The organism is Streptomyces saintjeani (genome assembly GCF_055409605.1).
Genome location: NZ_CP189624.1, coordinates 1,114,518 through 1,137,178, shown reverse-complemented (window position 1 = coordinate 1,137,178; position 22,661 = coordinate 1,114,518). Strand labels below are relative to the sequence as shown.

Below are 22,661 nucleotides of genomic sequence, written 5' to 3'. Positions count from 1 at the left end.
CTTTCGTGACGTAGGTCGGGCTCGGCGCTCCGCGCCGCACGGTCCGCCTGTCTCTGTCCGGCAGACCTTCCCGCAGCTCACAGCCTGCCTCCGGGCAGACCCCGGTGTCGTCGGGTCCCGGGCCGATCCCCGTGTCCCGCCAGGGGGGTACGGGCCGTCCGCGTACAGCGCTGGATGTACACGCGGGTACGACCCTGAGCCGACGGGCCCCTCGGCCGGGTGGCAGTCGTCCGGTTCGGCGGGCAGCGCGCGTACGGCCTTGTACGGTGGGTTCCCGTGATGCCTTTCCCGACGTCCGTATCCGGAGGCCGGCCATGACGATCCGGGTGGTCGTGGCCGACGACCACACCCTCGTACGCGCCGGTTTCAGCGTGCTCGTGAACGCCTCGGCGGACATGGAGGTCGTCGCCGAGACCAGCACCGGCCGCGACACCGTGGCCGCCGGCCGTGCGCACCTTCCCGACATCGTCCTGATGGACGTACGGATGCCCGACATGGACGGCATCGAGGCGACCCGGCAGTTGCTGGACGACCCGGCCACCGAGTCCATCCGGGTCGTCATCCTCACGACCTTCGACCTCGACGAGTACGTGTTCGCCGCGCTCAAGGCCGGTGCCAGTGGCTTCCTCCTCAAGGACACGCCGCCGGAGAAGCTGCTCGCGGGAATCCGTACGGTCGCCGCCGGCGAGGCCCTCCTCGCGCCGAGCGTGACCCGGCGCCTCATCCGCGACTTCGTCAACCGGCCCGCCCTCGACGCCGGTATCTCACCGGCCCTGCTCGAACCGCTCACCGAACGCGAGCTGGAGGTCCTCGTCCATGTGGCGGCCGGACACTCCAACGCGGACATCAGCGGCCGGCTCCACATCAGCGTCGCCACCGTCAAGACCCACGTCAGCCGCCTCTTCAGCAAGCTCGACGCCCACGACCGCGCCCAACTGGTCGTGATCGCCTACGAGACGGGCCTGGTCGAACAGGTCCGCCGCCAGCAGGCGGGCGGGGGTCACCGGCCGTAGCGGCTCTTCAGGTGGTGCCAGAAGTCGCGGAGCATCCACGTGTCGAACTCGGTGATCCGCGCGGCCGAACCGGCCTTCATGAGGAAGCAGCACCGGCCGGTCGGGGTCCAGTCGTAGAAGTCGTCCAGGCCGAAGGTGTGGCCGACCTCGTGCAGGTAGATGTGGATGTTCTCCTGGTCGAGGGCGCTGACGAAGTACTCCTGGCCGACCCGCTGGCCCGACCGGGAAGCGGGCCGCGCACCGCACGCACTCCAGACGGGACAGGGTCACGACGGCCTCCGCAGCGTCAGGACACGGGCCGTACGGTCCGGTGGCCCCTCCAGCGGCACCGGGTACAGCCGCCCCGCCGCGTGCAGCGGCGTCTGGTCCTCGTAATGGGGTGAGCGGGGATGTCCCGAACTGCCGTGCCGCAGCACGTCCCACAGCCGGGGCCCGTCCGGCCGCAGCTCGGCGACGAACCGCCAGGGCGCCCCCTCCACCACCGTCCCCTGCCGGTCGGGCGTCATCAGCCCCACCGAGTGCCCGCTCCCCCCGACCGGCGTGGTGACCCCGCCGAACAGCGCCGGCACCGCCGTGGCCAGCGCGTGCCGGTCCCTGATGCGGTGGATCCGGTCGTGGCGCCAGCGCGCGGGATCGGCGCCCTGCTCCTCGGCGATCCACGCGGCGGCCTCGGCCAGCGCGCGGCCCACGCTCACCGGGAGCGGCGTGTCGTCACCCAGGCGGACCCGGGCCTCGGGGGAGGTGAGGAGGTGGTCGACCTGGAGGGTGACGTCGGGCATCGCGGCGGCCAGGTCCGCGCCGAGCCGGTCGTACACCCAGTGGTCGGTGAGCTTCTGGAGGAGGCGGAAGAAGACCAGGGGCGCGGCCTCGCCGGGGCGGGCGTGGCCGTCCCAGTCCGCGAGGAGGCGGTGGCAGGCCGCCGGGAGCGGCTCGGCGGGGGGCGCCTCGGCGAGGGCCGCGAGCAGGACGGGCAGGACACGGCGGGCCCGGCCGTCGGCGGTGTCGTTCTGCCAGGCGGCGCAGGTCTCCGGGGTGATCCGGGGCGCCGTGGTGATCAGCTCCTCGATGCGCTCGGCCCGGTAGGGGGCGACCCAGTCGGCGCCGACGTCGCGGGGGTCGTCGTCGGGGAGCATCTTGTGGTTGGCGGAGACGACGTGGCCCCGCTCGGGGTCGGTGTCCTCGGGGAGGTCGTCGAAGTCCAGGAAGCCCTTCCAGGACGCGGCCACCCGGTCGTGCCCGTCGGGGGTACGCCCGCTGCCGGGGAGGCGGGCGGGGACGCGGCCCGCCGTCCGCACGGAGACCGTGCCGTCCTGGCAGGCCCAGACGACGTTGAGGACGGGGACGCCGAAGGCCCTCAGGGCGTCGCGGAACGCGCCGGGGGCCGTCGCGCGCCACATCGACTGGCAGGCGGCGATCTCCACGGAGGGTTCGAAGCCGCTCCAGTACAGGCCGCAGCGGGCGTCGGTGCCGGGCGGGTCCAGTTCGACGTACCCGTCCCCGCCCGCGGCCCTGACGGTGACCGGGGCGTCGCCCCGGACCGTGACCGTGCCGTCCTCCTGCCAGCGGGGCGGCTCGGGGGGCAGGGTGCACAGGTCCTGGGTGTCGACGGTGGCGTTGGTGATGCCCCAGGCGAGCCGGCGGTTGGCACCGGCGATGAGGCCGGGGACGCCGGGGACGGTGACGCCGTAGCCGTACGCGTCGTTCCCGTCCCCGCCGCTGAGCGCCAGGCCCGTCTGGTACCACATGCTCGGCTGGGTGAAGGGGATGTGCGGGTCGTTCGCGAGGATCGGATGGCCCGAGGCGGTGAGGGCGCCGGAGACGGCCCAGGCGTTCGAGCCGATGGGGTGCTCGCCGTCGAGGAGGCCGTCGAGCCAGCGGCGGGAGGCGGCCGGGAGGGCGGCGGTGGCCGGGGGAGGGACGTAGGCGCGGGCTGTCGCGCTCGTGTCACCCCCGTCGCCCACGCCGCTGCGCACGGTCACCGCCCCGTCCACCGGATACCGGGGTTCCCCGAACGCGCCCACGTACTCGGGGTGTTCGGCGGCCAGCCGGGCCCGGAACGTCTCGTTCTTGATGTTGACCGCGAGGTCGAAGCCCAGATGTTTGACGATGAGGACGGAGTCCAGCGGCGTCCACGGCTCGGGCCGGTAGCGCAGGAGCGTGAACTCGACGGGGAGGCCGCCGCGCCGCCGCATGCGGTGGACGGCCGCGTTCACCCCGGCGCTGAAGGCGTCGAGGGCGGCCCGGTGGCGGGGCTCCAGGAGCCGTTCGGAGCGCCGGGCGACCCGGGTCAGCGCGAGCTTGCGGGCCCGGACGTCCTCCTGGAGCGTCACCGCGCCGAACAGCTCGGACAGCCGCCCCCGCGCCCGGCGGCGCAGCACGTCCATCTGCCAGAGCCGGTCCTGGGCCTGCGCGAACCCGGCGGCGAAGTACAGGTCCCCCTCGTCACGGGCCCGCACCCACGGCACCCCGCGCGGGTCGCGCCGGATCTCCGCGCCCCGCGTCAGCCCGCGCAGGCTCAGCGTCCCCTCGTCGAGGTGGGCCCAGCGGCTGGGCAGCGCCGCCGCCGACAGCGCGCGGCCGATCAGGCGTTCACGCCGGTTCACGCGTCTCCTCCTGGTGTGCGGGTGCCGCGATGCCGGGGATGCGGCGGCCGACGAGTACGTAGATGGCGACGCTGACCAGCGCCAGGGACCCCACCCCGAGGAACATCGCCGTCCCGCCGAAGCCGGTCAGCAGCAGACCGCCCGCCGACGGGCCGACGAACCCGCCGAACTGGGCGAAGGTCTGGGCGCCGAAGTAGCTGCCCCGGTTGGTGCCGGGCGCGATCCGGTCGATGATCGCGAACTCGGCGGGCACGATGAACGTCTCGCCGACCGAGAAGACCACCATCGCCACCACGAACTGCCAGGTCTCCCGCGAGGCGGCGAACCCGACCATCCCCGCGAACAGCAGCAGCCCCCCGAGGATGATCGACGTCACCGGGTCCCGCTTGCCCGAGAAGCGCGAGGCGATCATCTGGAAGCCGACGACGGTCACGGCGTTGGTCGTCAGCAGGTAGCCGAGGATCGTCGTCCCGTCGTGGAAGCCGATCGCGAGGTGCTGGGCGAGCAGCGCCGAGATCTTCCCGTGCACGGACTCCAGGAGCAGCCCGGCGACGATGAACCACAGCAGCCGCCGGTCGGTCGCCACGACCCGCGCGCTGTCGCGCAGCCCGCGCAGGACGGAGCCGAGCCGCTCACCTCCGGCGGCCTTCGCCGTCCGCGCACCCGGGTTGAACAGCAGCGTCAGCCCGAGCAGCGCGAGATAGCCGGTGTACACGGCCGCCGAGATCAGGAACGCGGTCCGCCCGCCCGACAGGCCCGCGAACCCGCCGACCAGCGGCCCCACGGCGAAGCCGACGTTCAGCGCGAGGTACTGGTACGAGAACCACTTGACCCGCTTCTCGTCCGGCAGCACGTCGCTGAGCATCGCCTTGCCGACCGGCCCGAACGACGCCGCGCTGATCGACAGCGCCGCGTTGCACGCGAACACCGCCAGGATGTGGTGGCTGACGTAGAAGCCGAGGAACGACGCGACGACGCCGAGCAGGGAGAGCAGCAGCAGCCGGGGCCGGCCCAGGATGTCCGAGAGCGAGCCGCCGACGAACCCCGCGAGCACCGAGAAGAACACCGACGAACCGACGATCAGACCGACCGTCGAGGGGTCCAGGCCCAGCTCCCGGCGCAGGAACACCGCGAGGAACGGGACCGTGAAGGAGTTCGCCAGGCTCATGATCCCCGAACCGACGATCAGCAGCCTCGCGATGAACGGGGGCGAGGCGGTGGTGCGCGTCATCGTGGACGGTGTCCCTTCACGGCGTCGTGGGGGGTGTGGAACCGGTGCATCAGCTCGGACAGCGTCTCGGTGGCCGGCTTGCGCAACAACCCCTCGTGATCAGTTGCGATGCTCTCGCACCTGATACCTGTGTTCAAAACGGCTGCCCAGTCGGTCGTCAAGTCGCCCCGCCCGGTGTTCCGCGCCGCCTCCACCAGCAGGACGGGTACGCCGCTGAGGTCGCCGGACGCCGGCCAGTCCAGGGCGGCCAGCCGTACGTAGTCCGCGAACGCCTCCCGCAGGGGGCCGCCGAGCAGTTCGGCCGCCTCGCCCATCCGCCGCTCGACCCGGTCCAGGACCTCGGCCTCCGGGAGGGTGGCCAGCTCCTCCCGTACGGCCGCCGCGTGTTCCCGGCCGACGGCGGGGAACGCCGCCGAGAGGCTGCCGAGGAAGTACGCGAGCAGTTTCTCGCGGGGCTCGGACAGCTCGGTACGCAGGGCCTTCGGGGCGAGGGCGTCCAGCAGGACGAGGGACAGGACCTGGCCGCCGTCCAGCCGCCGGGCGACCTCATAGGCGAGGGCGCCGCCGAAGGAGTGGCCCACGAGGTGGACCGGACGGCCCGCCGCCTCGGCCGCGACGACCTGGGCGCAGGCTTCCGCCAGCACGGGGACGGTCAGGCTGTCGCCGTGCGCGCGGACCAGCTCCCTGGTGGACAGGGCGTGGAAGGAGCGCTCCGGGAAGTGGGCGGAGAGCTGCGCGTACGAGGGGGCCAGGCCCAGGATGCCGGGGAAGGCGAAGACCGGGGGCGGGCCGTCGGGGCGGGTGCGGAGGGGGAGGAGGGCATGCGGTGCCTCCCGTGCCGGGGGCGTGAGCAGTTCGCCGAGCGGCGTGCGCGGATCGCCCGTGATCCGGTCCAGCAGCTCGGTGAACTCCGCCGCCATCCCCTCGACCGTCCCCCGGTCGAACAGATCCGTGTTGTAACGCCAGGTGAGCCGGAAGCCGTCCTGGTCCTCGGTGACGTCCAGCACCAGGTCCGTCTTCGCCTCCTGCCCCGGCAGCCGTACCGCCGTCACCGTCAGGCCGTCCAGGCTCAGCGGCACGGTCTCGTTGTTCTGGACCACCAGCATCAGCTGGAACAGGGGGGAGTGGCGCGCGGTGCGCTCCGGGTTGAGCCGCCGGACCAGCTCCTCGAAGGGGACGTGCTGACGCTCCAGGTCGCGGAGCGTCTGGTCGCGGACCTGGGCCAGCAGATCGCCGACGCTCCCGGTCCCGGGGACCCGCGTACGCAACACCACCGTGTTGACGAACATCCCGATGACGTCGTCGAAGTCGGTGGACGGCCGGTTGGCGACCGGCGTACCGACCACGACGTCCGCGTCCTTGCCCCGGCGGGCGACGAACAGCGCGAAGGCCGCCTGGAGCAGCATGAACACGGTCACGTCGGCCGACCGTGCCGCCTGCTTGAGGGCACCGCCCGCCCGGCGGGTCACGGTGTCCCCGTGGTACGTCATCCGCTCCGGCCGGACCCGGTCCAGCGGCAGCGAGTGCTCGGCGGGCAGATCCGCGAGCCGCCCCTCCCAGTAGTCGACGTCGCCTCGCGCGGCGGGCGTACCGAGCCACTCCCGCATGCTGTGGGCGTAGTCGGCGTACGTCGCGGCGAGCGGAGGCAGCGGGTCGCCCGCGGCCTGCTGGGCGAAGTGGGCGTACAGCACGCCGAGTTCACGCCCGAGGACGGCGTTGGACCACCCGTCCCCGGCCACGTGGTGCAGCGTGACCAGCAGCCCGTGCACCCCCTCCCCGAACGCCACCACCCGTACCCGCAGCGGCAGGTCCCGCTCCAGGTCGAACGGCCGGGCCACTTCCGCCTCCGCCAGCTCCTCGATCGCCCGGCGGACATCGCCTCCGGGCGCCTCCTCCGCCGACACCAGCACCCGCAGCCGCTCGGCGGGCAGTGCGACGGTGACGACCTCGCCGTCCTCCAGCCGCAGCAGACTGCGCAGCGGGACATGCCGGTCGGCGAGCGCGACGAAGGCCCGCTCCAGCGCGGCCACGTCCAGCCCGCCCTCCAGGAGCAGGGACATGTGCAGGTTGTACGCGGAGCTGTCCGGCTCCATCCGCGACAGGAAGTACAGCCGCTGCTGAGCCGAGGTCGCCGGCCGCCGCTCCTGGTCGGGTGCCCGCAGGAGCGGTACCGCCGGCCCGCCGTCCGGCTCCCGCTCGCGTACGGCGGCGGCCAGCGCCCGCGCGGTGGGCTCGCGCAGGAAGTCGCGCAGGGCGACGCTCACCCCGAAGTCGGTGCGGACGCGGGCCAGCAGGCGGGTCGCCAGCAGGGAGTGGCCGCCGAGGTCGAAGAAGCCGTCGGCGGGGGCGATCCGGCCGCCGGGCAGCAGGTCGGACATGGCGGCGACGATCCGCGCCACCACCGGGTCGCGGTCCGTGCCGTCGGCCGGGGGCGTGGGCGTGTGGTCCTCCGGCGCCGGGTCGGGCAGGGCGCGGCGGTCCAGCTTGCCGTTGTGGGTGAGGGGGAGCGCGTCGAGGGGGACGAACACGCTGGGCAGCATGTACTCGGGGAGCACCTCGGCAAGGCGCCCCCGCAGGCCGGCGGGCGTGCTGCCGGGCCCGTCGGGGACGACGTACGCCACGAGCGCCCGGCCCAGCCTGGGCAGCTCGCGGGCGACGACCGCCGCCTCGGCCACCCCCTCCAGCGCGCGCAACGCGCCCTCCACCTCGCCGAGTTCGATGCGGAAGCCCCGGATCTTGACCTGGTCGTCCTTGCGGCCGTGGTAGGCGAACTCCCCGTCCGGCAGGAGCCGGGCCAGGTCCCCCGACCGGTAGCCGCGCCCCCGACCGCCGGGCAGCTCCACGAACCGCTCCCGGGTCAGGTCGGGCCGCCCGAGGTAGCCCAGGGCCACGCCGGGGCCGGTCACCACGATCTCGCCGGTCTCCCCGGCCGGCACCGGCGCCAGGTTCTCGTCCAGGAGCAGGAACTCCAGGTCCGGCAGCGGGCGCCCGATCAGCGACAGCCCCCGGTCCAGGTCGGCGCGCCGCACCCGCCGGAAGGAGGCGTGGACGGTCGTCTCGGTGATGCCGTACATGTTCACCAGGGCCGGGGCGTCGTCGCCGTACTTGTCCGCCCAGCGTCTCAGGTCCGAGAAGTGCAGGGCCTCGCCGCCGAACACCACCCAGCGCAGCGGGAGCCGCTCGGGGTGGCGGACGTCCTCGGCGGCGAGCTGGTTGAAGGCGGTGGGCGTCTGGCTGAGCACCGTCACCCGCTCCTCGCGCAGCAGCGCGCGGAACGCCACCGGGTCCTGCGCGGTCGCCTTGGGGACGACGACCAGCGTGCCGCCGTACAGCAGGGCGCCCCACATCTCCCACACCGACACGTCGAACGCGAAGGAGTGGAACAGCGACCAGACGTCCTCGGGCCCGAACCCGTAGTGCTCCTCGCTGCTGCTGAACAGCCGCAGCACGTTCCCGTGGGTGACCTGCACACCCTTGGGGCGGCCGGTGGTGCCCGAGGTGAAGATGACGTATGCCCGGCTGTCCCGGCCGGCGGGCGCGGTGTCCGGGACCCCGGCCGGCAGCGGCGCGTCCACCCGCAGAACGGCCCGCTCGCCCGGCAGGGCGGTCAGTTCCCCGGACGTGATCACCACGGCGGGGTCCGCGTCCTGGAGGATCACGTCGAGCCGGGCGCGCGGCGTCGCCGGGTCCAGCGGGACGTAGCAGCAGCCCACGCGCAGCACGGCGAGGGCGGCGGCCACCATGTCCGCCGACCGCTCCAGCAGGATGCCCACCGGGCGCGCCGGATCGACGCCCGACGCCGCGAGCGCGCCCGCGAGTTCGGCCGCCCGCTCGTCCAGCTGCCGGTACGTCAGCGACTGGCCCCCGCAGCGGACGGCCACCCGGTCGCCGTACGCCTGCACGGCGGCGGCGAACGCCTCGGTCAGCGACCCGGCGCGCGCCACACCGGACGGCTCCCGTACGGGAGCCCCGCGCAGGGCGACCCGGCGGCGCAGTTGTTCCACACGGTCCTTGTTCATCGGGGTCTCCGGGTCCGTCAGAAGGCGAGCAGCAGGGCCGGGAGCAGGCCGGCGTCGTCCAGCCGGCCGAGGAACTCCTCCCAGTGCGGGGAACCGGCCACTTGCGCGGCCTCGTCCGGGTCGGCGAAGTCGAGGCGCTCACCGCTGACTCGGTGCCAGATCCCGGCGAGCTCCTCCCGGTCGGCGGCGTCGGTCAGCGGGACGCGGTGCGGGTCGCCGTCCGGGCCCGCCAGCAGGCCCGCCAGCATCGACTCCACGGCCCGCAGCAGCCGGGCCGCCGTGGCGCCGGTGAACAGGGAGGCGTCGTACTGGAGCGTCAGGCCGCCGTCCTCGGTGAACCGGAACGACAGGTCGAACTGGGCGGTCGCTGGCGGCACCTGGGCCAGCGAGCCGACCAGGCCGGGGACCCGGTCCAGGTCGAGGGGGAAGTTGTCCACGGTCACCAGGACCTGCACCAGCGGCGAGGTGCCGGGCCGCCGCTCGGTGCCGGAGACCCGGACGATCTCCTGGAACGGCAGGTGCTGGTGCTCCAGCGCCTCCAGCGCGCTCGCGGTCACCTCCCGCAGCAACTCGCCCGTCGTCAGGCCCTGTTCGACGCGGTAGCGGAACGGCAGGGTGTTGGCGAAGAACCCGATCAGGTGCTCCGTACGTGGCAGGTCGCGCCCGGCTACCGCCGCGCCCAGCACCAGATCCGGCTGCTGCGTGAACCGTGCCATGACGGCCGCGACCGCCGTGTGGAACACCATGAACGGCGTACTGCCGTGCGCGGCGGCGAACTCCCGTACCCGCGCCGCCGTTTCCGCGCCCCAGGACGCCGTCAGGTGCCCGGCCTCCCGCGAGCGGCCCTCGGTGCGCTCCACGTCGGTCGTCAGCGCCAGTTCACCCGCGCAGCCGGCCAGGTAGGCCCGCCAGAACGCCACTTCACCGGCCGCGCGCGTCGCCAGGAAGTCCCGCTGCCACAGCGCGAAGTCGCCGTACTGCACCGGCAGTTCGGGCAGCTCCGGGGTGCGGCCCTCGGTCGTGGCGAGGTACGCCTCGGTGATCTCCCGGACCGCGACGTCCGTGGACCAGCCGTCGGAGACGGTGTGGTGGCTGCTCCAGCGCAGGATGTGCTCGGTGGGGGAGAAGCGGTACAGGCGGGCCACGACCAGGGGGCCGCGCGTCAGGTCGAAGCGCTGGGCCAGGGCCTCGCGCTTGACGTGCTCCTCGCGGGCCTGCGGGTCGTCGAGCCCGTCGACCTCCTCGACCTCCAGCCGGACGCGCGCCGACGGGTCCGGCATCTGGTGGGGGACGCCGTCGCGGGAGCCGAAGCGGACGGAGAGGATCTCGTGCCGCTCGGCCAGCACGTCCACGGCCGCCCGCAGCGCGTCCACGTAGAGGGGGCCCGACAGGCGCAGCAGGGAGGTGTTGTCGTAGGCCCGGTCGTCGGGGTCGACCTGGTGCAGGAACCAGAGGCTGGCCTGACCGGCGGTGAGGGGGAAGGTGAGCGTGCCTGCCGGGCGGGGCGGGATGCTCAGGGTCTCCTCGGGGGCGGACGGGTGGTGCGCGGCCAGTCCGTCGAGGTGGGCGGCGAGCGCGCGCGGGGTCGGGTTCTCGAACAGCAGGCGCAGCGGCAGGTCCTGGCCGAGGCGGTCCCGGAGCCGGGCCATGACCTGGGTCGCGTGCAGGGAGTGGCCGCCCGCCTCGAAGAAGTGGGTGGTGGGGGAGGGCGTGCGGCTCAGTACGCTCTCCCAGACCTCGACGACCGTCCGCTCGGTGGGCGTCGCGGGTTCGCCGGAGTCCTCGCCGCTCTCGGACACGGCCGTCAGGTCCCACGCGGCCAGCGCCTTCGTGTCGACCTTGCCGTGCGGGGTGCGCGGCAGGCCGTCGAGCCGGACGAGGTGGTCGGGGACGGCGTAGCGGGGGAGCACCTCGGCGAGGCGGTCGCGCAGGGCCGACAGGCTGACGTCGATGCGGCGGACCTGCGCGGCGCTCGCGGCGGCCTCCGTCCCTTCGCCGCCCGCGTTCTCGGCCCCACCGGTCTCCGCCCCCTCCCCGCCCGCGTTCTCCGCCGCCCGGGGCACGAAGAAGCCGACGAGCTGCTTGCCGTCGCTCTCCGACTCCCGGACGATCACCGCGCTCTCCTGCAACTCCCCGAGACCCGCGAACGCGCGCCGCACCTCGCCGAGTTCGATGCGGTGGCCCCGGATCTTCAGCTGGCTGTCGATCCGGCCGATGAACTCGAAGGTCCCGTCGGCGAGTTGACGGCCCCAGTCGCCGGTGCGGTAGGCGAGGACCCCGGCGTCGTCCGCGAAGGGGTCGGGGACGAACGCCGCCGCCGTACGCTCGGGGTCGTTCACGTAACCGCCGCCCACGCACAGCCCGCCGACGTACAGCTCGCCCGGCGTGCCGACCGGCACCGGCTCGCGGTCCGCGTCCAGGACGTACACCTTCGCGCCCCGGATCGGCCGCCCCACCGGCACCGACGCCGTCCGCTCGTCGGCCTCGCCGACCAGCTCGAAGTGGGTGCAGTCGTCGGAGACCTCGGTCGCGCCCCACATGTTCAGCAGGCGTACGGCGGGCAGTTCGCGGCGGAAGGCGTTCGCGCAGCGCGGGGTCAGGGTCTCGCCGCTGGAGACGACCCAGCGCAGCGCGAACGGGGGGAACGACTCCGTGCCGTGGTAGGCGAGTTCGGAGCTGAAGACGCTCAGCACGGACGGCGACACCTCCAGGACGGTGATGCCGTCCTCGGCGACCGCGCGCAGGAGGCGGGGCGGGTCCTGGCTGACGGAGTCCGGGTAGATGACGGTCGTCGCGCCGGCCAGGAGGGGCGCCAGGAGCTGCCACACCGAGATGTCGAAGGTGGCCGCCGCGTCCTGGGACACCCGGTCGCCGGGGCCGATCCCCAGGTCGCCGAGTTTCGCCTCGATGTGGTTCAGCATGCCGTCGTGGCGCAGGAGGGCCCCCTTGGGCTCCCCGGTCGACCCCGACGTGAAGATCACGTACGCCGCGTCCCGGCCGCCGGGCACGGGACCGTCGTACGGCGCCGCGCCCTCCGCGTCGGTGAGGACTTGTGCGAGGTCCAGCACGCGCACGTCCTCCGTGATCACGGGCCGGTAAGCGGCGTCGCACAGCACGGTCTTGGCGCCGCTGGTGCGCAGCACGGACGCCACCCGGCGTACGGGACCCTCCGGCAGCGGCAGGTACACGGCGCCCACGCGCAGCACCGCGAGGACGGCCGTCAGATGGCCGATGCCGCGTACGGCACCCAGCGCCACCACCTCGCCCGGCCGCACTCCCAGCCCGTGCAGATGCCCGGCGAGCGAGCCCGCCCGCGCCGCCAACTCCCGGTAGGTCAGGGCCTCTTGCCCGTACCGCACGGCGACGTCACCGGCGTACCGCTGCGCCGCCTCCGCGAACCGGGTCAGCACGCCCGGCGCCGACAGCGCCGCCGGCCGCCCGGCCCCCGCCACGAGCCGCGTCCACTGCTCCTCGCCCAGCAGCTCCCGCCGCGTGGGGACCGCGTGCGGGTGCGCGGCGACATGGGCCAGCGCGTTGCGGTACAGGACGCCGATCGCGCGCAACTGGTCCTCGGTGACCCGCTGGACGTTCGCCTCCAGGTCCAGCGAGAGGAGCTTCGTGAACGGGTCCTTGTTGAACTCGGTGCGCAGCGTGAAGTGGGTCTGGATGTACGCCTTGGCGTCCAGCACCTCGAAGCGGGTCGCCTCGGCGAGCTTCTCGTAGCTGTGGAAGTGCGTGTAGTTGAAGCTGATGTCCGTCAACTCGCGCGCTCCGGCGAGCCGTTGGAGTTCCGCGTACGGGTAGCGGCGCACCGGCAGGAGTTCGCTCTCCTTGTCGAAGGCCGCCCGGATCAGGTCCCGCCAGGCGAGGCCGCGGCCCGTCAGCAGGTAGGGCACCACGTTGAGGTGGACGCCCAGCACGTCGGCGCCGCCCTCGCCCTCGAAGCGGCCGTTGGACTCGACACCGAGGAGCACCCGGTCGCGCGCGGTCAGGACGGACAGGACGCGCGCGTGCACGGCCAGCAGGACGTGCTTGAGGGAGACGCTGTGGTCGCGGGCCAGGTCGTCCAGCGCGTCCGACAGATCCGGGTCGACCGGGACGGCGAGGAAACCCATCGTCCCCTCGTGCGTGTCCGAGGGGCCGTCCGCCAGGCGCGGCAGGAGCGTCGGCTCGGGGTCGGCCAGCTCCTTCGCCCAGAAGTCGACCACCGCGTCGTCGTCGAGCGCCTGCCGCTCCAGCGCGATGTAGTCGGCGTACCGGCGCGCGGTGCGCGGGGCGGGCGGCAGGGCCGGGTTCTCGCGCAGCGCCCAGTAGTCGGAGAGCACCTCCGTGATCAGCGACGACTCGCTCCAGCCGTCGAGCAGCGCGTCGTGGAAGCTCATCGCGAACAGGAACTCGCCCTCGTCCAGCAGATGCGCGGCGAACCGGATCAGCGGCGGCTGCGACCAGTCGTACGGGACGAGCCGCTCGCCCCGCTGCCAGGCGTCCAGCCGCGCCTCCTGCTCCCGCGCCGGCAGATCGCGCAGGTCGGTCACGGTGAGGGGTGCGGCGGCCGTGCGGTGCACGAGCTGGAGGGGCTGCGTGTAGCCGGAGAAGTGGAACGAGGTCCGCAGGATGTCGTGGCGCTCCACGACCCGCGCCACGGCACGCCGCATCGCCTCGCCGTCGTAGGGGACGCCGCGCAGCCGGAACATGAAGATGTCGCAGTACATGTTCACGTCGGTCTCGTACGCGCTGTGGAACAGCAACCCCGCCTGGAGCGTGCCCACCGGGTACGCGTCCTCGACGTCCAGCGCCCGTACGGCCTCGCGGTCGGCCGGGTCGAGCAGACTGAACGGCACGGTCGGCGGCTGCTGTTCGCTCTCCGTGGCCCGCTCGGCGACGGCCGCGAGGGCGCGGGGCGTCTGGAGGGCGTAGATGTCGCCGAGTTCCAGGGAGATCCCGCGCTTGAGCGCTTCCGCGCGCAGCTTCAGGGCGAGGATCGAGTCGCCGCCGACGCTGAAGAAGGAGTCGTCGGGGCCGACGCCGTGCACGCCGAGTACGTCGCCGTAGACGGCGGCGATGGCCTCCGCACCGGGCTCGGCGGCGGTCCGTGGTGTGTCCGGCGCCGACTCGCGCAGCCGGTTGCCCGCTCCCGGCGCGGGCAGCCGGGCCCGGTCCACCTTGCCGTTGTGGTTGAGGGGGATCGCGTCGACCGGCACCACGAACGCCGGGATCATGTACGCGGGCAGGCGCCGCCTCAGCCGCGCGAAGAGGTCGTCGGCGTCGAGTTCCTCGCCGGGCACGACGTACGCCACGATGCGCGCCACGTCGTCCCGGCTCACCCGCTCGCGGGGGCCGCCGCGCACGAGGTCCCGGACGTCGGTGATCCGCAGCGACAGGTCCTCCGTCTTGACCACGGGACCGGCGTTCGCCTTCGGCGCGGTCACCAGCACCGTCGCCTGGCGCACCCCCGGCACGTCGTTCAACACCGCCTGGATCTCGCCCAGTTCGATGCGGAAGCCCCGGATCTTGACCTGGTCGTCCTTGCGGCCCTCGTAGGCGTACTCCCCGTCCTCGGTGAGCCGGGCCAGGTCGCCGGAGCGGTAGGCGCGGCCGACGCCGGGCAGCTCCACGAACCGCTCCCGGGTCAGGTCGGGGCGGCCGAGGTAGCCGAGCGCCACGCCGGGGCCGGTCACCAGGATCTCGCCGGTCTCCGTCGCCGCGACGGGTTCGAGACCGTCGTCCACCAGCGTGAAGTCCAGGTCCGGCAGCGGACGGCCGATCAGCGAGCGGCCGTCCTTGAGGTCGGTGGCGCGGACCCGGCGGTGGGAGGCGTGCACGGTCGTCTCGGTGATGCCGTACATGTTGACCAGGGCCGGGCTCTCGTCGCCGTACTTGTCCGTCCAGCGGGTGAGGTCCGAGAAGTGCAGGGCCTCGCCGCCGAACACGACGTGCCGCAGCGGGAGCCGGTCCTCGTGCCGGGCGTCCTCGGCGATGAGCTGGCGGAAGGCCGTCGGGGTCTGGTTGAGGACGGTGACCCGTTCACCGGCGAGCAACCGCCGTAGCGCGCGCGGGTCCTGGGCGGCCTCGCGGGGGACGACGACCAGGGTGCCGCCGTACAGGAGCGGGCCCCACATCTCCCAGACGGAGAAGTCGAAGGCGAACGAGTGGAACAGGGTCCACACGTCGTCGGGGCCGAAGCCGTAGAGGGGTTCGGTGGTGGTGAACAGGCGCAGGACGTTGCCGTGCGAGACCTCCACGCCCTTGGGGCGGCCGGTGGTGCCGGACGTGAAGATGACGTACGCGCGGGTCTCGCGGTGCGCCGGCGCCGGGTCGCCGGTCAGGGGCTGCGGCAGCGGGCCGTCCACGGGTACGGCGGTCACTCCGCCGGGCAGACGGGCGGCCGGCTCCCGGGTGGTGACGACGACCGACGGGGCCGCGTCTTCGAGGATCAGCTCCAGGCGGGCCGCCGGGGTCGCGGGGTCCAGCGGGACGTACGACGCGCCCGTCCACAGGGCGGCGAGGGCCGCTGCCACCATGTCGGCGGAGCGCTCCAGCAGGATGCCGACCGGGCGCTCCGGGTCGGCGTCACGGGCGGTGATCGCGGCGGCCAGCGTACGGACCCGCGCGTCGAGTTCGCGGTACGTGAGCGTCTCGGCGCCGCAGCGTACGGCGGTGCGGTCGCCGTGCGCGCGGACGGTGGCGGCGAAGCCCTCGACGAGGCTGTCCACTCCGGCCAGAGGCGAGGTCGGCACAGTCTTCTCCTTCATGTCAGCCTCCGGTGGTTCCGGTACGGGCCAGGGGTGCGGTCAGCTCGGCCAGGGCCTCCCGGAACGCGTCGCGCAGGCGGGCGGCGGTCGCGGCCGGGACGAGGTGTTCCTGGTGTTCGAGGCGGAACACGAGACGGTCGCCGTCCCTCGCGCCGTACAGGCTCACCGCGAACGCCGTGTCGCGCGGCGGGACGTCCACGGCACGCACCTCGACGCCGTCCAGGGTCTGGTGGGCTTGGGACCAAGGGATCGCGAAACCGTCGCCGAGCAGGCCGTCGGCGGACTGCTGGAACGTCAACGTCGCCTGGAACAAGGGGTTCTGGCCGTGCCTCGGGGGTTCCAGCTCGCGGACCAGCCGGGCGAACGGCACGGCCGCGCTCCGCTGGGCCGCGCGGACCTCCCGCGCCGTGCGGGCCCGCAGGTCCTGCGGGTCCGCGCCGAAGTCGCCGAGCAGCGGGACCATGTCGACCAGACAGCCGACGGTTCCCGCGAAACGCCAGTCGTCCCGGTGGTGGTACGGGGTGCCGACGACGATGCGCTCCTCGCCGGTCACTTCGTGGAGAGCGCGGAGCCAGGCGGTGGCCAGGAGAACGAAGGGGGTGTGGCCGTGGGCCCTGGCGTCCTCGTAGACCCCGGCCGCGTCCACCGCGAAGTCGAGGAGGGCGGCGGGGGTGCGGCGGCGGGGGGTGGCGGAGGCCGCCGGGAAGAGGAGGTGGCCGCGCAAGGGGCGCCACTTCTCGGCGACTTCGGCGAGCTGGGCCTCGGTGGCGGGGGTGCGGTGGCGGAGCCACTCGGCGGCGGTGGGGGGTTCGGCGGGGGTGGGCAGGTCGATGCCCAGCAGGTCGGCGAGGAGGTCGGCGAGGACGATGCGCAGGGACCAGTAGTCGACGACTGTGTGGTGGGCGGTGAGCAGGAGGGTGGTGGCGTCGGGGGAGGTGATCGCGGCTGCGCGGACCAGGGGGCCTCGGGTGAGGTCGAAGCGGCGGTGGGCGATGTCTTCGAGGCGGGCTTGGTCGGGGAGGGTGGCGCTGGGGACGGGGCTTTCGTGGGGGGTGTTGCCGGGGCGGGGGCTGTTGGGTGGGGTGCCGTCGTGGGGCGTGCCGTCGGGGCGGAGGCCGCTGGAGGGGGTGCCGTCGTGGGAAGCGCCGTCGGCCTCCCAGTGCGTGAAGTCCAGCGGCAGGGCGCCCGGTTCGTGCACGATCTGGGTTGCGCTGCCCGGCTCGCCCAGCGTCGTACGCAGCGCCGCGTGCCGCGCGATCACGGCCGTGAGCGCGGCGCGGATGCGGGCCGGGTCCAGGCGGCGGCCTATGCGCAGGGCGACGGGGAGGTTGTGCGCGGTGTCCTCGGGGAGCAGCTCGTGGCGGAACTGGAACTGGACCTGTCCCTCGGTCGCGGGGTGGACACCGAGGCCGGCTGCGGCGGCGGGGCCGGAGAGGCCGGCGGGATCGGTGCCGTCGGCTCCGCCGGAGGAGTCGGCGGGGTTGGTGCGATCGGCTCCGGCGGCACGGCCGGTGAGGTCGGCGCCCGGCTCCCCGGCGGCCGGTTCCGGCGTACGGCCGAGTGCCTCGGCGATGTCGTCGAGCGAGCGGTCGCCGTAGAACAGCCCCGTGTCCAGGCGCCGCCCGGACTGCCGCTCGATGCCGCCGCGCAGGGCGACCAGCTTCAGCGAGTCCAGCCCCAGGGCCGCCAGCGGCAGCGCGAAGTCCTCGGCGCCGGGTTCGGCACCCGCGTGGGCCGCGACGAGGCGGGCGAGCATGGCGCGGAGAGCCTCGGGGTTGACGCCCGGGGCGGAGGCGGCGGGGGAGCCGGCTGGGCTCGGTGCCAGGAGAGCGGGCGACTCGGTCTGGCCCCGTGTCGGGAGGGCGGAGGGCTCGGTCCCGCCTTGTGCCGGGAGGGCGGAGGGCTCGGTCCCGCCTTGTGCCGGGAGGGCGGAGGGCTCGGTCCCGCCCCGCGCCGTGGGGTTCCCGGTGCTCGATGTGCCGAGCAGCCTCAACCCGCCCTCCAGGAACCGCTTCCGCGTCTCGGCCCGCCGTATCTTCCCGCTGGACGTCTTGGGAATCGACCCGGGGTAGACGAGCACCACGTCGGCCAGGTCGAGCCCGCACTCGGCCCCCACCCGGCGCCGTACCGCCGCACCCAGCTCCGCCACCGCCCCCGCGTCCGACCGCAGCCGCGCCACCGCGCCCCGCGCGGCCTCCGCGACGAGTACCACGCGCGGCTCCGCCGGCTCCGGCTGGAACGCCGCCGCGCAGCCCCGCCGCAGGTCGTCGGAGGCGGCGGACGCGAGGTTCTCGACGTCGTACGGGTAGAAGTTGCGCCCGGCGACGATGATCAGGTCCTTGCTGCGGCCGACCGGATAGAGCCGGCCGTCGCGCAGCGCGCCCAGGTCACCGGTGCGCAGGAAGGTCCCGTCCCGGCCCTCGACGCGTGCGCGGAAGGTCTCCTCGGACGCCTCGGGGCGCTCCCAGTAGCCGCCCGCGACGCCGGGCCCGCGTACGCAGATCTCGCCGATCTCCCCGTCTGACAGGGCCCGCCCGTCCGCCGAGCGGATGACGATCTCCGTGTCGACGGCGGCCCGCCCGCAGGAGACGACGTCCAGACGGTCGGCGTCGTCCGGGGGCGCTTCCGCCAGCCGGCCGCTCTCCACCGCGCGCCGGCTCAGCGACAGCGCCTCGTACCCGGCCATGGGCTCCGCACCGGACACGAACAGCGTGGCCTCGGCGAGCCCGTAGCACGGGTACAGGGCACCCCGGTCGAAGCCGTGCCGGCCGTACAGGTCCGCGAAACGCTCCAGCGTCGCCGGGATGACCGGCTCGGCCCCGTTGAAGGCGATGCGCCAGGAGGAGAGGTCGAGGCCCGCGAGCCGCTCGGGATCGTGGCGGTCGGCGAGGAGCTGGTACGCGAAGTTGGGGCCGCCGGAGCAGGTCGCCCCGTACCGCGAGACAGCCTCCGGCCAGCTCAGCGGGTCGTGGATGAACGCGAACGTGTCGAGCAGCACCGCCCGTACGCCCAGGTACAGCGGCAGCAGCGCCGTACCGATGAGCCCCATGTCGTGGTAGAGCGGCAGCCAGCTGAGGATGACGTCGTCCGCGCGGACCCCGAACCCGGCCGCGATGGCCCGGTCGTTCTCGGCGAGGTTGCCGTGCCCGACCATGACGCCCTTGGGGGTGCCGGTCGAGCCGGAGGTGTACTGGAGGAACGCCAGGTCGCGGGCGCGCGGCAGAGGGAGCGACGCGGAGTGCCCGGCGGCCCTGATCTCCTCGACGCTGTGCAGGCGCAGCCCGTCGGCGGCGGACCGCAGGTGGTCGAGCAGCAGATCGACGGTGAGCGCGTGGGTGGGGCGGCAGTCCCGGACGACCGCCTCGATCCGGTCCAGTTTCGCCCCGGGGCGCGGCGGGTACAGCGGCACGGCCACCGTCCCGGCGTACAGGCAGCCCAGGAACGCGGTCAGGTAGTCGAGGCCGGGCGGCAGCAGGAGCAGGACGCGGTCACCGGGGCGCGCGGTCGTGCGCAGGAACGCGGCGACGCGGAGCGCGGACCGCTCCAACTCCCGGTAGCTGACGGTGCGGTCGGCGTCGCCCTGCGGGGAGGCGAAGACGTACGCGGTGTCGTCGGGTCGGACGGCGGCCCAGTGGGAGAGGGCGGCGGGGAGGGTGGGGAACTCAGGCACGGTGAGCGGCACCCGCTTCCACCGGGACGCCCGCCAGGACGCGCGCGACGACCTCGATCGCCTCGTCGATGTCCTTCTCGCTCACCCCGCGATGCGTGACCGCCCGCAGCCGCCCGTGCCCCAGCTCCGCGACGGCCAGCCCGTGCCGGGCGGCGGCCTCGGCGAACGTCTGCCAGGTGAACCGGGGATCGGTGACCCGGAACATGACGATGTTCGTGCGGTGCTCGGCGGGCGGTACAACGACGGTGATGCCCTCGATCCCCGTGAGCCCGGCGGCGAGCCGCTCCGCGTTGCGGTGGTCCTCGGCCAGCCGCCCGGCGTTCTCGATGGCCAGGATGCCCGCCGCCGCGATCACCCCGGTCTGCCGCATCCCGCCGCCGAGCAGCTTCCTGATCCGGCGTACCCGCCCGACGAAGTCCGCCGTCCCGACGGCCATCGAACCGATGGGCGCGGACAGCCCCTTGGAGAGGCAGAACTGGACGGAGTCGGCGTACCGGGCGATGTCCGCGACGGGGACGCCCGCGCCGACGGCCGCGTTGAAGAGCCGGGCGCCGTCGAGGTGGACCGGCACGCCGCGCTCGTCGGCGAACCGGCGTACGTCGGCGAGGTAGCCGAGGGGCAGGACGCTGCCGCCGGAGCGGTTGTGGGTGTTCTCCAGGCAGATCAGCGCGGGCAGCGCGAACTGCGGGTCGTCGGGGTCGTCGGGGAACCCCTTCGCGAGGTCGGTGAGCAGCAGCCGGCCGTCCGGCTGGGTGGGGACCGGCTCGTAGACGATGCCACCGGCGACGGAGGCGCCGCCGGCCTCGTAGATGTAGATGTCGCTCTCGTCGCCGACCAGCACCTTCGTGCCGCGCGGGGCGTGCGCCATGATCGAGGCGAGGTTGGCCATGGTGCCGCTCGGCAGGAAGCAGGCGGCCTCCTTGCCGAGGGTGGCGGCGGCGAGTTCCTCCAGGCGGTTGGTGGTGGGGTCCTCGCCGTAGACGTCGTCCCCGAGGGGTGCCTCGCCCATCGCCCGGAGCATCTCCGGGGTCGGCAGGGTGAATGTGTCGCTGCGCAGCTCGATCACTGTGCGTGCCCCTCTGTCGCTTCGTCGCCCTCCAGGACGACGGCCGTGCGGCCGACTGCCTCGGCCAGGATCTTGGTGACCTGCTCATGGGTGTCGCCGTGGGCGATGACGTGGCCCAGGCGGTCGTAGGCGTTGCGGGGCGGGCGGACCTCGGCGCCCGGCCGGGCGGTGACGGTCACCCGGTCGACGCCGTCGGTGGCGCGCGCCTGGTCCGTGCCGGACAGTTCGGCGAGCTTCCCGGTCCGGTCGGCCAGCAGGAAGTGGATGCCCGCGTGCCGGACCGGCTCGCGCGGCGGCTCGGGCGGCAGGCCCGCCGCGACCCGTACCTGCTGGTCGAGGAGCTGTACGCCGGTGGCGAGCTGGATCAGCTCGGGGATCATCCCGCCCGCGAGCCGGGGGTTGATCTCGATGACCACCGGCCCGTCCTCGGCGAGCCGCACCTCGGTGTGGGTGGCGCCCAGCGTGATCCCGGCCGCCGTCACGGCCCGGTGTACGGCGCCCTCGACGGCGGCGGCGCGGGCGGGGGAGAGCGGGGCGGGGAACACGTGCCGGTACTCCACGAAGTGCGGCAGCCCGGTGACGCTCTTCTCGGTGATCCCGACGCAGCGGGTCTCCCCGTCCCAGGTGAACATCTCGACGCTGAACTCGGGCGCGTCGACGTACTCCTCGATCAGCACGGTCCCGGCCGTCGGCAGGTCGCGCATGTTGAAGCGGATGCCGAGGATCGTGCGGGCCTGCGCGAGGGCCTCCTCCTCGCTGTGGCACAGCAGCACGTTGTTGGACCCGGAGTCGTCGGCGGGTTTGACGACGCACGGCAGCCCCACCGACGCCAGCGCGGCGGGCACCTCGGCGACACTGGTGACGGCGACGAACCCCGGCTGCGGTACGCCGTGTTCGCGCAGCCGCTCCCGCAGCAGCGCCTTGTTCCGGCACACGGCGACCGCGTCGGCCCGGTTCCCGGGCATCCCCAGCCAGGTCGTCAGCTCGGCGACGGCGGGGACGTAGAAGTCGCTGGTGGTCGTCACCCCGGCCAGCTCGTCGCGCCGGAACGCGTCCTGGACCGTCCGGCGCAGCTCCGCCTGCGAGTTGGTGTCGCAGACGATCACCCGGCACCCGGCCTCGTCGAGCCCCGCGTACCGGGCCGGGGAACTGGTCAGCAGCACCGGTTCGAAGCCCAGCCGCCGGGCCACGGACAGCGCCAGCATGCCGGTGCCGGTGGTGTTGGACTCCACGAACAGCAGGTGCCCGCCCGGCGGTTCGGGGTGCTCACGCAGCGCCGCCACCGACCAGCCGCGTACGACACGGCCGAGCGGTACGGCGTCCGGGGCCTCGCGCGCCTCCAGCGAGGCCAGCTCCTTGCGGGCCCAGAACGCGTCGTCGTAGACGGTGTCCACGTACCGGTCGCCCCGGTCGGGCAGGATGCCGACGATCCGGGTGCCCGGCGCGGCCCGCGACGCCACGTGCAGGAGGACCCGGTACACCGAGCCGGAGGTGTTGCCGGCGAAGACCTGCTGCTCGCGGGCGAGGGCGCGCGTCGACTCGAACGCCTCGCGGTCGTTGAGCCAGTGCACCTCGTCGACGACCCTGCGGTCCAGGTTCTTCGGCAGGAGGCTGTTGCCGAGCCCGCTCTGGAGGCGCCCCGGCACGTCCGGCTGCCCGAACAGCACGCTGCCGACCGAGTCGACGCCCACCACCCGCAGCTCCGGACACGCGCGCCGCAGCGCACGGGCCGTCCCGCACAGGGAACCGCCGCTGCCGACCGAGCCGACCAGCACGTCCACCCCGCCGAGGTCCTCCTCGATCTCCTCGGCCAGCAGCCGGTAGGCGCCCGGGTTGTCGGGGTTGCTGTACTGCTGGGGCCAGAACGCGCCGGGCAGACCGGCCATCAGCCGCTCCAGCTCCTCCAGCCGGGCGCTCTGCCAGCCGTGGCTCGTCATGGCCGCCACGACGTGCACCTCACAGCCCAGCGCCCGCAGCTTCGCCAGGGTGATGGCGTCGATCCGGGGATCGGTGACGATGTGCACCGGGTGCCCCAGAGCCGTCCCCACCAGCGCCACACCGAGCGCCATCGTGCCGGAGGAGCTCTCCACGATCGGCGCGCCCTCGCGCAGCACCCCGGTGCGCCGGGCCTCCAGGAGCATGCTCCGGGCGACCCGGTCCTTCATCGCGAACAGGTTCTGGAGCTCCAGCTTCGCGTAGACCTCGACTCCGGGCGCGGCGCTGCGCAGGCGCACCAGAGGGGTACGGCCGACGGCGTCGACCATGCTGTCGAACTTCACAGGAAAATCCCCCGAGCAATATCGCGTT

General features: G+C 73.9%; 8 protein-coding genes and 1 pseudogene. 1 reads left to right on the top strand and 8 read right to left on the bottom strand.

Annotated elements, in window-relative coordinates; translation table 11 throughout:
• Positions 1 to 314 precede the first annotated feature (314 nt).
• A complete protein-coding gene (locus tag ACQCO7_RS05120; protein ID WP_010355227.1) occupies positions 315 to 1,013 on the top strand; it encodes a response regulator transcription factor in 699 nt (232 codons plus the stop codon).
• On the opposite strand, the pseudogene ACQCO7_RS05115 reads toward ACQCO7_RS05120, so the two are convergent.
• The 8 genes and pseudogenes from ACQCO7_RS05115 to ACQCO7_RS05080 form a co-directional block, all read right to left on the bottom strand.
• Positions 1,001 to 1,231 (bottom strand): annotated as a pseudogene (locus tag ACQCO7_RS05115) (hypothetical protein); the annotation flags it as partial. The gene ACQCO7_RS05120 and the pseudogene ACQCO7_RS05115 overlap by 13 nt on opposite strands.
• Positions 1,232 to 1,279: 48 nt before the next feature.
• The gene (locus tag ACQCO7_RS05110) at positions 1,280 to 3,616 is read right to left on the bottom strand and encodes a penicillin acylase family protein (protein WP_464070680.1); all 2,337 of its coding nucleotides are present in this window, start codon (positions 3,614 to 3,616) and stop codon (positions 1,280 to 1,282) included.
• A complete protein-coding gene (locus ACQCO7_RS05105) occupies positions 3,603 to 4,847 on the bottom strand; it encodes an MFS transporter (RefSeq protein ID WP_464070679.1) in 1,245 nt (414 codons plus the stop codon). Before ACQCO7_RS05105 ends, ACQCO7_RS05110 begins: the two co-directional genes overlap by 14 nt.
• A complete protein-coding gene (locus ACQCO7_RS05100) occupies positions 4,844 to 8,866 on the bottom strand; it encodes an amino acid adenylation domain-containing protein (protein WP_464070678.1) in 4,023 nt (1,340 codons plus the stop codon). Before ACQCO7_RS05100 ends, ACQCO7_RS05105 begins: the two co-directional genes overlap by 4 nt.
• Positions 8,867 to 8,883: 17 nt before the next feature.
• Positions 8,884 to 15,618, bottom strand: coding sequence for an amino acid adenylation domain-containing protein (locus ACQCO7_RS05095; RefSeq protein WP_464070677.1), 6,735 nt, complete (start codon positions 15,616 to 15,618; stop codon positions 8,884 to 8,886).
• A 1-nt stretch (position 15,619) separates the two neighbouring features.
• A complete protein-coding gene (locus tag ACQCO7_RS05090) occupies positions 15,620 to 19,288 on the bottom strand; it encodes a fatty acyl-AMP ligase (protein WP_464070676.1) in 3,669 nt (1,222 codons plus the stop codon).
• The gene (locus tag ACQCO7_RS05085) at positions 19,281 to 20,354 is read right to left on the bottom strand and encodes a GntG family PLP-dependent aldolase (RefSeq protein WP_464070675.1); all 1,074 of its coding nucleotides are present in this window, start codon (positions 20,352 to 20,354) and stop codon (positions 19,281 to 19,283) included. The genes ACQCO7_RS05090 and ACQCO7_RS05085 overlap by 8 nt, the downstream gene beginning before the upstream one ends.
• Positions 20,351 to 22,633: a pyridoxal-phosphate dependent enzyme gene (locus ACQCO7_RS05080; protein ID WP_464070674.1), complete on the bottom strand. Its 2,283-nt coding sequence runs from the start codon at positions 22,631 to 22,633 to the stop codon at positions 20,351 to 20,353. Before ACQCO7_RS05080 ends, ACQCO7_RS05085 begins: the two co-directional genes overlap by 4 nt.
• Positions 22,634 to 22,661 lie beyond the last annotated feature (28 nt).

Bases quoted from the DNA above. Each gene is read 5' to 3' on its own strand.
- ACQCO7_RS05120 (WP_010355227.1), top strand. From the start codon at position 315: ATGACGATCCGGGTGGTCGTGGCCGACGACCACACCCTCGTACGCGCC.
- ACQCO7_RS05105 (WP_464070679.1), bottom strand. From the start codon at position 4,847: ATGACGCGCACCACCGCCTCGCCCCCGTTCATCGCGAGGCTGCTGATC.
- ACQCO7_RS05100 (WP_464070678.1), bottom strand. From the start codon at position 8,866: ATGAACAAGGACCGTGTGGAACAACTGCGCCGCCGGGTCGCCCTGCGC.
- ACQCO7_RS05095 (WP_464070677.1), bottom strand. From the start codon at position 15,618: ATGAAGGAGAAGACTGTGCCGACCTCGCCTCTGGCCGGAGTGGACAGC.